Genomic DNA, 12,141 nt, shown 5'->3' on the forward strand with positions numbered 1-12,141 from the left:
AGCCCGAATGATCGCAGATCAGCGCGAAGTTGACGCGCGAACGATCAATTCGCCCGCCAGCAGGCAGTCGCGTGCGGTGGTCTGAACGCCTTCGATGCGCTCGTGCAGGAACTCGACCGCGCGGTAGCCGATGTCGTAAGTCGGCTGGCGGATCGTCGTGACGCCGGTTAGTTCGGCCCAATCGGGGTCGTCGATGGAAAGCAGCGCCACGCGCGCCTGCCAGTACGCGCCGTAACGCGCCTTCAGATGCAGGGCAAGGCAGAGCGCAACCGGCGCGTTGGCGGCGAACAGGGCGACGCGGCCCGACCCTGCGGCGGCGGCTCCGCCGGTTGCCGCGGTCACGCCGGGCCTGCCCCGCTGACCGGCGGGGTTTGAACCAGCTGGCTCGGCGAGCGCATCGATCGTGCGGTCCAACTCGGCCAGGCTACGCTCAACCGCTTCTGCATCGGCCAGATCCAGCACCAGCGTGTGGCCGCGCGCGGCGTCGCCGTGAGCCTGCATCGCCTCGCGAAACGCCGTCTCGCGCAAGTGCCGCGAGCTGATCTGCGCGAACGGTTGCACGACGAACCAGATCTCGTCGAAGCCGTTATCGAGCAGATGCCGCGTGCCGAGTTCGGCCGCCGCCCGGTTGTCCAGTCCGACCATATCGGCGACGAGTCCGTCCACCGAGCGGTCCACCAGCACCGCTGGAATCCCGCCGCCGCCCACCGGCCGCAGCGTCTCCTCGCCGACGCCGAGTGCGTTGACGATCACGCCTTCCACCCGGTAGGTGGTCAGCAGTTGCAGATAGCGCCGCTCCATCTCGACTTCGTTGGCGGCGTGGCAGATCAAAGGCATCAGGCCGAGCGCATGACACGCCGCTTCCACGCCTTGCAGCACTTCGACGGTATAGGGATTGGTCAGGTCGGCGAGCAACATGCCGATCAGCCGGTTGCGGCCGCGCTTGAGGCCGCGCGCCATCTGGTTCGGCTGATAGTCGAGCCGCGCGATGGCAGCCTCGATGCGCGAACGCAACTCGGGCGACATCACGCTCATCTCGCCGTTCAGATAACGCGAAATGCTGGTCTTGCCGGTGCCGGCTTCGCGCGCGACGTCGGTGATCGTCGCGCGGCGCGGTGCGCCTGAGGGCGTCGTATTCATCGCCGCCTCATTGCGGGATTCGGAGCGGCTCACGAATCGCGCTCACGAGTTGGCCGACTTCGTCAGCACGTCGCGATTGACGATGTTGATCGCGAGTGTGCCGTCGAGCGCGGCGACGAGGTTTTCCGCCGCGTTGCGCGCCATCGCATGACGCGTCTCGTGCGTGGCCGAACCGATGTGCGGCAACGCGACCACGTTCGCCAGCTTCAGCAGCGGCGAGTCGGCCGGCAGCGGTTCGGTTTCGAACACGTCGAGACCGGCGCCGTGAATCGTGCCGTTTTGCAGCGCCTCGATCAGCGCTGTTTCGTCGACGGTCGCGCCGCGCGAGGCGTTGATCAGGATCGCGCCTGGCTTCATCGACTTGAGTTCGGCCGCGCCGATCAGATGCTTCGTGTCGGGTGTGAGCGGCACCTGCAGGCAGACGAAGTCCGACGTGGCGAGCAATTCGGCCAGTTCGACGCGACGTGCGCCATACGCCTGCTCGGCCTGCGGGTTTGCGCTGCGATTGGTGTACTGCACCTTCATGTTGAAGCCGAGCGCCGCACGCCGCGCGACCGCCCCGCCGATCCGCCCCAGGCCGACGATGCCGAGCGTCTTGCCCTGCACGTCCACGCCAAAATGCTCGGGTCCGATGCTGTGCTGCCAGTGCCCCGCCTTCACCCAGTCGGCGAGCTCGACCACCCGGCGCGCCGTTGCGAGGATCAGCGAAAAGACGGTATCCGCGGTGGATTCGGTCAGCACGTCCGGCGTGTGCGCGAGCACGATGCCGCGCCGTGTGAGATCGGCGACGTCGAACTGGTCGAAGCCGACCGAGATGGTCGACAAGGCCTTCAGACGCGTCGCGCCTTCGAGCATGGCCGGCGTAATCTTCACGCTCGAACCGATACCGCCGTCCGCGTCTCTCAGCGCGGCGACGAAGCTGTCGTGCTGCGCCGGGTCGACCTGCACCACCTCGACATGCTGTTGCAGATAGGCGAGTACCTCTTCGGGCAACGATTTCCAGGCGACGATCTTCTTCATCAGCTTATTTTCCTTGCAACGGTGTAGTCAGCCTGGATGCCGTGTTCGGCGCATCCGTCGGGGTCTGTTGCTGCGGTTTGACGATCAGCGTCAGGATCACCGAGGCGAGCAGCGCCACGCTCATGAACGCATACGACGCCGCCGGCGAGCCGGTCGCGCCGTTCAGATAGCCGACCACATACGAGCCGACGAACGAACCGAGCGCGCCCATGCTGTTGATCAGCGCCATCGCGCCACCCGCGACGTTCTTCGGCAGCAGTTCCGGCACGATGGCGAAGAACGGGCCGTACGGCGCGTACATCGCGGCGCCGGCAATCACCAGCAGCGCATACGAGATCCAGAAATGCGTCGAGCCGAGTGCATACGACGCCGCAAAGGCGATCGCGCCGACCAGCAGGAACGGCCACACGAAAACTTTGCGGCGCTTGAGTTTATCCGATGCCCACGAAGCCGCGAGCATCGCGATGGTCGCTGCCAGATACGGCAGCGCCGAGAGCCAGCCGGTTTCGACCATGCCGAGCGTCGAACCGTTCTTCAGGATCGACGGTAGCCACAGCACGAAGCCATACACGCCGATACTCCAGCAGAAATACTGCGCGCACAGCTTGATCACCGCCGGCGTGCGAAACGCCTCGCTGTAGTTGCGCACCGGCTTGATCGCGGCCTGCTCCGCGCGCAGCGTTTCGGCGAGCTCGTCCTTCTGCTGCTGCGTGAGCCACGACACCTGCTGCGGCTTGTCCTGCACGATGAACCACCAGATCACCGCCCAGATGACCGCGGGCGCGCCTTCGGCGATGAACATGTGACGCCAGCCGAACGAGTGCACCAGATAACCGGACACCACCGACATCCACAGCACCGTCACCGGATTGCCGAGAATCAGGAAGGTGTTGGCGCGCGAGCGTTCATTCTTCGTGAACCAGTTGCTGATGAAGATCAGCATGGCCGGCATTACCGCGGCTTCGACCACGCCGAGCAGGAAGCGGATCACCATCAAGGAAGGAATGTTGCTGACCATGCCCGTGAGCGCGGCGCAGCCGCCCCACAACACGAGGCTCCAGAACACCAGCTTCTTGACGCTGCGGCGTTCCGCGTAGATCGCGCCGGGAATCTGGAAGAAGAAGTAGCCGAGAAAGAACAGCGCGCCGATCAACGACGCCAGGCCCTTGCTGATACCGAGATCCTGGTTGATACCGGCGGCCGATGCGAAGCCAAAGTTCGCGCGATCCAGATACGCAAGGCTATACGTGATGAAAACGATCGGCATGATCGTCCACCAGCGGCGAATCGCGAGCGATGAGGTCATAAGGTGTCTCCTGTTACAGCGTCCCGAAGCAAGGTTGAACGGTCGTGCGGCGCTGTGCCAGCGCTCTTGCTGTTATCGATCGAGGTCCAGGCGAAGGCCCGGGCCGGGATTCAGGCCGCGCTGGCGACGGACGGCACGTCGGCCCGTTCGAGCGCGTCGAGTTCGGCCCGGCTCGGCAAACCTTCCGAGTCGCCGATCACCTGAATCGCGAGCGCGCCAATGCGGTTGCCGCGCGCCACGGCTTGCGGCAACGAGCGGCCTTCGAGCAAAGCGCTCACCACGCCGACCGCAAAGCCGTCGCCCGCGCCCACCGTGTCCACGACCTGCCTGACCGGCTGGCCGGGGATCACGGCGGCATCGTCGGCGGTGCGGAAGTACGCGCCCTGCGCGCCGAGCTTGATGATCACGCCGCGCGCGCCCTGGTCGAGATAGAACTTCGCGATATCGTCCGGCCTGGTGTAGCCCGTCAGGATCTCGCCCTCGCCGATGCCGGGCAGCACCCAGTCGGCCAGCGCCGCGAGCGCGTTCAGGCCTTCGACCATCGCTTCACGCGAGGACCACAGCGTGGGGCGCAAATTCGGATCGAAGGAAATCGTCTTGCCCGCTGCACGCATTTCACGCGCCAGATGGAAGGCCAGTTCGCGCGAGCTGGCCGAGATCGCGGGCGCCACGCCCGTTAGGTGAAGATGGCGCGCGGGCAGCACGTAATCCGCGGCGTAGTCAGCGAGGGAAAGATGGCTGGCCGCCGAACCCTTGCGGAAGTACTCGATGGCCGGGTCGCTGCCGTCGTCGTTTTTCGACTTCAGCTGGAAGCCGGTCGGATAGCGTTCGTCGGTAATGACGCAGCGCTGGTCGATGCCTTCCTGGGTCAAGGTATCGCGCACGTACTGGCCGAACGAATCTCGGCCGACACGGCTCATCCAGCCCACCTTGAAACCGAGTCGCGACAGACCGATCGCGACGTTCAGGTCGGCGCCGGCCACGCGCCGGGTGAATTTCCCGACGCCTGCGAGCGGGCCGGTTTCGGCGGCCGCGAACATGGCCATGGCTTCGCCATAGGTGATGACGTCGAGTGCTGCGGTGGTGTTGCTCATGCCTGGCTCCTGCGTGTTGCTGGATTGCGGTGTCGTTTGCGCATCGAAGCGCTGCTCACGCGGCTTTTAACCACGCGACGTAATGCGCCGCGTCCAAGTCGATCCTGCTCGCGTCGAACGGAAACTCGATGCCGCGCGGCACGTCGCGCGGCAGCATCTCGAGCACGGCGGCGAACTGCGCGTCGTCGGCGGCCGGCGCCACCGGAAAGCGCCGCGCACCGTCGCCCGCCGTCGTCTTGCAATGGATGTACTCGACGTGCGACGCCAGCAGGCCGGCCGCCTCGAGCGGCACGACATCGCGCCACGCCCAGTTGCCCATATCGAAGGTCATGCCGAGCACGTCGGCGTGGCCTTCACGCGTCAGCGCCTCGAACAGGTCGACGAATTGCGCGAGCGAGCCGCCTTCGGCGAGTTGGCCGTTTTCCACCACGAGTCGCGCCGTCGAGCCGCGCAGTTGCTCCGCAATCGCCGCGCCATCGGCAACGCTCGCGAAACCGCCGAGTTGCAGCTTGACGAAGCGCGCGCCGAGCGCCGCCGCTTCGTCGAGCGCGAGCCGCAGTGCGGCGGCGTCGAGCCGGCCATCGCTCGTGTAAAGCGACGCGGGCGTCGAAAACACCGACCACAAACCAAGCGTGCTCACCGCCTCACCGAGCGCGCGCAAATTGTCCGGCGCGGCTTGAGTCTCGTCGACGAACAACTCGCGGCGTACTTCGAAGCCCGCCGCACCCGCTCGCCGGCTGGTCTGCGCCCACTTTAGATGACCGCCGGTGCGGACCGCGTCCATCCCGAAAGCGCTGGCGACGATCACCACGTCTACTGCGTCACTCATGTCGAATTTACTCGATTCCGTCTGGCAATCGGCACTTGGAACCGGTTCCAAATGCGGTTTTAAAAAAAGCGCGGAGGCGCTTTGGATGACCGAATAGTGCGCCGGGGTCGGCGTCCCGCACCATAGTGGAAATCCCCAGGCGGGGCTCAGGAATCTTCCGCGAGACATAGCGCGAGAAACTGCTCGACCACCCGCGACGGCGCACTGGCGTGCGGCACGAGAATCGAGAGCCGGCGCGTCAGCGGCTCGGGCCTCAGTGAGAAGAGACACAGCGCGCCGTCCTCGTGACGCATCGACATGGCCGACACGAAGCCGATACCCATGCCCGCCCGCACCGCCTCCTTCACCCCTTCGACGCCGGCGATTTCCAGCGCCACCCGCATCGGCACGCCTGCGCGCGCGAACGCGCGTTCGACGACCTGCCGCACGCCCGAACCGGCTTCGCGCAGCACCAGCGGGTGCTCGCCAAAGGCGGACAGTTCCGCGCGTCGCGCCGTGCCATCCCCACCCACGCTTTGAGCCAACGGATGCGTGCGCGGCATGATCGCGACGATCTCATCCTCGCGCCACGCGTGGACGGCGGTATCCGGCGGCAGATCCGCGCCCACCGGGCCCTCAATCAGCGCAATATCGACCGAGCCCAGCGCACTCACGATATCGGTGGTGTTGCCGTCCGCCGTATGCAGCGTGACATCCGGATAGCGGCGGTGAAAGTCGGCAATCAGGTACGGCAGCAGATAGCTCGCCGGCGTGGTACTCGCGCCGATCCGCAAGGTGCCCTGCTCGAGGCCGCGCAAGGCGTCACGGTAGGCGTGGGCCTGCCGCCACGTATCGCGCAGCCGCGTGGCATAGCTGGCGAGCTGTTCACCCGCCGGTGTCAGACGCACACCGCGGCCGTCGCGCTGATAGAGCGGCTCGCCGAACTCATCCTGCAACTGGCGCAACTGGCCCGATACCGCCGGCTGCGATAAATGAAGCGCCAGCGCGGCCCGGCTGATATTGCGATGTTCGGCAACGGCGGCGAACGTTATAAGTTGATCCGGGGTCATGACTACCTAAGTATCAGTTTAGCCGATACATTAGATTCTAAATCATGATTTTTCATATCGATATATCTAATTTAGGATTAGGCCCATTGAAGTCAGACAGTCACCGAAGGGCTGCACCATGTCCACCGCACCGCTTACCGCCGCCGCAACACCCGCCGAGTCTTCCACTCGGGGACAACTCAACGGCATTCTCTTCGTCGCCCTGTTCGCCGCTGCCGTGACACGCATCGCCGCGATTCCGGCCATCGCCGGTCTGGGCTTGAGCCCGCTGATCGTCGGCATCGTGGCCGGCGCCCTGTACGGCAACGCGCTGCGCGACGGCATGCCCGCCAGTTGGGCCGCCGGGGTCAACTTCTCGGCCCGCAAGCTGCTGCGCATCGCAGTCGCTTTTTTCGGATTGCGCGTGAGCCTGCAGGAAATCGCTCAGGTCGGCCTGCCGGGTCTCGCGGAATCGGTTCTGATCGTCGTGAGCACGCTCGTGATCGGCACGTGGGCCGGCATGAAAATCATGAAGCTCGATCGCGACACCGCCTTGCTGACGGCGGCCGGCAGCGCGATCTGCGGCGCGGCCGCCGTGCTCGCCTTCGAATCGACGCTGCAATCCAAGCCGCACAAGAGCGCGATGGCCGTGGGCAGCGTAGTGCTGTTCGGCACCCTGTCGATGTTCCTCTACCCGGTTCTGTTCAAGGCGGGCTGGTTGCATCTGGATACCGTCGGCGCGGGGCTGTTCTTCGGCGGCACGATTCACGAAGTCGCCCAGGTGGTCGGCGCGGCCAGCAACGTGAGCCCGGAAGCGACGCACATCGCCACCATCGTCAAGATGACGCGTGTGATGCTGCTGGTGCCGGTGCTGCTGGTGGTCGGCATGTGGGTGAACCGCTCGCCGCGCAAGGGCGCCACGGCAGAAGGCTCGCAGGGAAATGCCCACGGCCACGCCCCGCGCAAGCTGGCGATTCCCTGGTTCGCAGTCGGCTTTCTCGCCTTCGTCGTGATCAACTCGCTGCATGTGCTGCCGGAAAGCGCGACCAACTCGCTCAACATGCTCGACACCTTCGCGTTGACCATGGCCATGACGGCCCTCGGTATCGAAACGCGGATCTCGCAGATCCGTCAGGCAGGGCCACGGGCGCTGACCACCGGCTTCATCCTGTATGTGTGGCTGATCGTCGGCGGACTGGGCATTACATGGTCGGTCCAGCACCTGCTCGGTTGAAGCACCCTCGCCTTCACCCTCACCCCGCCGCGTGCGGGGTTTTGCGCATTCAGGGGACCCATCCGGCTCGTGCGCGCGGCATACTGGTTGCTGACGCCATCAGTTCACGCAATCCGCCCGGTCTCGACGACCGGGCCACCGGAACGAGGATCGATCGATGAGCCTGGAACTTTACTATTGGGACGGCCTGCAAGGCCGCGGCGAATTCGTGCGCCTGGCACTCGAAGAAGCCGGCGCCGACTATGTGGAAGTCGCGCGCGGCGACGCATCCGACGGCCTCGGCACGAAGGCAATGATGGCGGTGATGAAAGACCGCGACGAACCCTATCCGCCCTATGCGCCGCCCTTTCTGAAAGACGGCGACCTGGTGATCGCGCAGACCGCCAATATCCTGTTCTATCTCGGCCCGCGACTCGCTCTCGCGCCGAAGGTGGACAGCCTGCGCTATATCGCCAACGGCCTGCAACTGACGATCGCCGACATGGTGACCGAAGCGCACGACACGCATCACCCGCTCGCCAGCGCGCTCTATTACGAAGACCAGAAAGACGCGGCCAAAGTGCGCGCGCATGACTTCATCGACAATCGCATTCCGAAGTTCATGGGTTATTTCGAGCGCGTGCTGAAACAGAATCCGGCCGGCGACACCTTCATGGTGGGCGATTCGCTCACCTACGTGGACCTGTCGATGTTCCAGTTGATCGATGGTCTTTTGTACGCATTTCCCCGCGCGCTCAAGCGTTTCGGCGAACACTATCCGCGCCTCGCCGCGTTGCACGACGCCGTAATCGAACGCCCGAACATCGCCGCGTATCTGCAGTCCGGGCGGCGCATCGAACATAACGAGGCCTGCATCTTCCGGCACTACCCCGAACTCGACAAGGCGGTGACTTGACCCGCGCCGCGCCATCCCGTCCATTCGACGCATCGCGCCCGCCATTCGAGGCGGGCGCGATGCTGTTGCCCTGTACGTTTTCCACTCATCCTCACGCCCCGTACTGCTGACGTGCTCTCATTCCTGCTGAAACTGCGCACTCGCGCCCAACATCTGTTCCGTCTCTCCGAAGCCCACACGATGCTGATCTGGTCGGTCGTGGTCGGCGTCGCGGGCGCCTTCGCGACGATTGCGTTTCGCGAGGCCATCGCGCTGCTGCAATTCGCGGTGGTCGGCAAGTCCGGCAGCTTCGTCGAAATGGCGCGCAGCCTGCCGTGGACGGTGCGCATCTGGCTGCCCGCCGCGGGCGGCCTGATCGCCGGCGTCTTCCTGCTGATCGCGCAGCGTCACGTCGACAAGAGCAGTCACGTCGACTACATGGAGGCCGTGGCGATCGGCGATGGCGTGGTGCCGGTAAAGCTGAGTTTCTGGCGCAGCGTGTCGTCCCTGTTCACGATCTCGAGCGGCGGCTCGATTGGCCGCGAAGGGCCGATGGTGCAACTCGCGGCGCTGGCCGGGTCGCTGATCGGACGCTGGGTCCATTTCGATCCGGCGCGGCTGCGTCTGCTGGTGGCGTGCGGCGCAGCGGCCGGGATTACGTCGGCGTATAGCGCGCCGATCGCGGGGGCGTTTTTCGTCACCGAAATCGTGCTCGGCTCGATTGCGATGGAAAGCTTCGGGCCGGTGGTGGTGGCGGCGGTGGTCGCCAATATCACGATGCGTGAATTCGCCGGCTACAAGCCGCCGTACGAGATGCCGGTGTTTCCGCCGGTGGCCGGGGTCGAAGTGTTGCTGTTCGTCGCGCTCGGTCTGCTGTGCGGCGCGGCCGCGCCACAGTTTCTGCGCCTGCTCGATTTTTCGAAGCAGAACTTCCGCAAGCTGCCCGTACCGCTGCCCTTGAGACTCGCGCTCGGCGGGCTGGTGGTCGGCATTCTGTCGGTATGGACGCCGGAGGTGTGGGGCAACGGTTACAGCGTCGTCAACTCGATCCTCCATTCACCGTGGACGTGGACCGCGCTCGTGCTCGTGCTGGTGTTCAAGGTCGTCGCCACTGCGGCCACGGCGGGTTCGGGCGCGGTCGGCGGGGTCTTCACGCCGACGCTCTTCGTCGGCGCGGTGGTCGGCTCGCTGTTCGGCCAGGGCATGCATGCGTTGTGGCCGCATGGCACCTCCGCGCCATTCGCGTATGCGATGGTCGGCATGGGCGCGTTTCTCGCCGGCGCCACGCAGGCGCCCTTGATGGCCATCCTGATGATCTTCGAAATGACGCTCAGCTATCAGGTCGTGCTGCCGCTGATGCTGTCGTGCGTGGTCGCCTATTTCGTGTCACGTGCCATCGGCAAGACCTCGATGTACGAGATCACCGTGCATCGGCATCAGGAAGAGCAGGAGCGCTCGCGCTTGCGCGCCACGCAGATGCGCGAATTGATCCGTCCCGCCGAAACCGTCGTGCCGCCCAACGCGACCGTGCAGGACATGACGCGCGTGTTCCTCGAATATCCGGTGAAGTATCTGTATGTGGCCAATGCGTCCGGCGCGTTTCTCGGCGTGGTTGCGCTGAAGGACATCACCTCCGATCTGCTCGACAGGAGCGACACCTCCGCCAAAACCGCCGCCGACTATCTGCAACCGCATTTCGACGTGCTGACGCCAGACATGTCGCTCGGCGTCGCCTTGCAGCACTTCATGGCGTTTCAGGGCGAGCGTCTGCCGGTGGTGGAAAGCGCCGCGCATCCGACGCTGGCCGGCGTGGTCTATAAAACCTCGCTGCTCGACGCGTATTTCCGCATGAATCCGAACCGCTGATCCGGGCGCTGAGAGCCCGCGCTTTAAACGTCGGCCGAGCGTCAAGCAGCGCACCCACGAGCTCTTTGGGGCCCGTGCAAAGCGCGGCAGATTTTCTACAATGAGGAGACCGACCGCCACTCGATCGGAGCGATGATGAGTGAACCGTCTCCCGATGCCGTGCGCCGCGACCAGGCGGGCTGGATCTTCTTGCATATCGAAGGCGAGCCGTACGATCGCGGCGAGCAGCATGGTCAATTGCTCGCGACCGAAATCCAGAATGCGATCCGCACCGCCCGCTACCTGGCGAAATGGGACACGGGTGAAGATTTCGACACCTTCGTCAATGCCGCTGTCAGCCAGTTCGCCAGCAAACTCGACACCGAATACGCCGACGAAATCCAGGGCATCGCCGACGGCGCCAGGTTGCCGTTCGCCGAAGTGCTGGCCTGGAACGGCTATATGGATCTGCTGCAAAGCTGGTGGCCGGCGCATGCCGCGCAACAGCAGCCGAGTCTCGGCCTGAAACCCTGGCGCGGACGACGCGGCCACCACTGCAGCGCGTTCATCGCCACCGGCCGCGCCACGCGCGATGGCGGCATCGTGATGGCACATAACTCGTGGGACCGTTACGCCGCCGGTGACGCTTTCAATGTGGTGTTCGACATCGTGCCCGACCAGGGCAACCGCATCCTCATGCAGGGCTTGCCCGGCTGCATTTGAGCCTGACGGATTTCTGGATCACCGCCGCCGGATTGATGGTGACCGAAACCACGATCTCGGACTTCGTCGGCTACAACGCGGCAGGGGCGCCGGAGTTTTATCGCTCGCGGCGGGCCTCGCAGTACGCGAACAGCATCGGGGAATGGTGCGAGATGTTCTCGATCGCCAACAACGGCGGCTATGCGAATAGCTGGCTGCTGGGCGACGCCAAAACCGGCGAGATCGCGCGCTATGAATTAGGGCTGCGCTACTCGGGTTTCGAGAGCACGAAAGACGGTTTTTACAGCGGCTACAACACCGCGACGGATCTGAAAATCCGCAACCAGGAATGCCTCGGCGAAGGCGAAGACTACACGGACGTGCGTAAGAACGGCGCACGCCGGTTGCGTTTCATGCAGCTCGAAGAACTGCATCGCGGCAAGATCGACGTCGAACTGGCCAAGGAAATGATCGCCGATCATCACGATGTCTATCTCGATCGCAACGACAACCCGTGCTCGCGCACCATCTGCGGGCATCTGGAACTGGACGACGCGCGTTTCGGCGGCACCGACCATGGGCCGTTCAATCCGTGGGGCGCGAACGACGGCAAGGTGGCCGACAGCGAGATGGCGCGGCAGATGGCGTTCGCCGCGCGCTGGGGGCATCCGTGCGGGCGGCCGTTCGACGCCCAGGCGTTCATGAAGCGGCATCCGCAATGGAACTGGCTGAACGGCTATATGCGGGACCGCCCTTCGTGGCCGTGGACGCGCTTCGACGTCATGCGTTAGTACTGCGTTGGCGCCGACGTGACGCTGCGTCGGCGCATCGTTTCGCCGCATCGTTTCGCCGCATCGCAGCAACGCGACCGCATCGGTCGCGGGCCACCGCTAGCTCATAGCTGCCTTTCTTCTGCCATCATCCGAAAACTACAATACCGTTTTGTCGCAAATGTGAGCGCGGGGGGGCATTTGCCATCTAAGATGGAAGAAGCGCGCCGTTTGCCCATTTTTTGCCCAGTGCAGGGCGGCGTGTAGCTTGCGCCTTCCTTTCGACGCGGGGACGGCAC

9 protein-coding genes and 1 pseudogene are annotated in these 12,141 nt (G+C 64.8%); 4 read left to right on the top strand and 6 right to left on the bottom strand.

The annotated features are described in order from the left end of the window. Positions 1–18: 18 nt before the first annotated feature. The 6 genes from FQ705_RS06435 to FQ705_RS06460 all read right to left on the bottom strand — a co-directional run bounded on the left by FQ705_RS06435 (position 19) and on the right by FQ705_RS06460 (position 6,438). Complete coding sequence (locus tag FQ705_RS06435) at positions 19–1,140, bottom strand: LacI family DNA-binding transcriptional regulator (RefSeq protein ID WP_144138575.1); 1,122 nt, start codon at positions 1,138–1,140, stop codon at positions 19–21. A gap of 42 nt (positions 1,141–1,182) precedes the next feature. Beyond that, positions 1,183–2,160, bottom strand: a complete 978-nt coding sequence (locus FQ705_RS06440) for a 2-hydroxyacid dehydrogenase (protein ID WP_144138576.1) — start codon at positions 2,158–2,160, stop codon at positions 1,183–1,185. A gap of 4 nt (positions 2,161–2,164) precedes the next feature. Further along, on the bottom strand, positions 2,165–3,466 hold the full coding sequence (locus tag FQ705_RS06445) for an MFS transporter (RefSeq protein ID WP_144138577.1): 1,302 nt from the start codon (positions 3,464–3,466) through the stop codon (positions 2,165–2,167). Between the two features lie 110 nt (positions 3,467–3,576). After that, entirely contained in the window at positions 3,577–4,560 is a 984-nt protein-coding gene (locus tag FQ705_RS06450; protein WP_144138578.1) for a sugar kinase, read from the bottom strand. Positions 4,561–4,615: 55 nt separating this feature from the next. Next, positions 4,616–5,389, bottom strand: a complete 774-nt coding sequence (locus tag FQ705_RS06455; RefSeq protein ID WP_144138579.1) for a TIM barrel protein — start codon at positions 5,387–5,389, stop codon at positions 4,616–4,618. A gap of 146 nt (positions 5,390–5,535) precedes the next feature. Further along, the gene (locus tag FQ705_RS06460) at positions 5,536–6,438 is read right to left on the bottom strand and encodes a LysR family transcriptional regulator (RefSeq protein WP_144138580.1); all 903 of its coding nucleotides are present in this window, start codon (positions 6,436–6,438) and stop codon (positions 5,536–5,538) included. 118 nt (positions 6,439–6,556) lie between these two features. Here FQ705_RS06460 and FQ705_RS06465 point away from each other — a divergent pair, with 118 nt between their 5' ends. The 4 genes and pseudogenes from FQ705_RS06465 (at position 6,557) to FQ705_RS06480 (ending at position 11,863) form a co-directional block, all read left to right on the top strand. Further along, a complete protein-coding gene (locus FQ705_RS06465) occupies positions 6,557–7,651 on the top strand; it encodes a YeiH family protein (protein WP_144138581.1) in 1,095 nt (364 codons plus the stop codon). 157 nt (positions 7,652–7,808) lie between these two features. Beyond that, positions 7,809–8,546: a glutathione S-transferase family protein gene (locus FQ705_RS06470; RefSeq protein ID WP_144138582.1), complete on the top strand. Its 738-nt coding sequence runs from the start codon at positions 7,809–7,811 to the stop codon at positions 8,544–8,546. A gap of 111 nt (positions 8,547–8,657) precedes the next feature. After that, complete coding sequence (locus FQ705_RS06475) at positions 8,658–10,391, top strand: ClcB-like voltage-gated chloride channel protein (RefSeq protein WP_144138583.1); 1,734 nt, start codon at positions 8,658–8,660, stop codon at positions 10,389–10,391. Positions 10,392–10,526: 135 nt separating this feature from the next. Then, positions 10,527–11,863 (top strand): annotated as a pseudogene (locus tag FQ705_RS06480) (C45 family autoproteolytic acyltransferase/hydolase). Positions 11,864–12,141 lie beyond the last annotated feature (278 nt).

Source organism: Paraburkholderia sp. BCC1884 (genome assembly GCF_900996225.1).
Classification (GTDB): domain Bacteria; phylum Pseudomonadota; class Gammaproteobacteria; order Burkholderiales; family Burkholderiaceae; genus Paraburkholderia.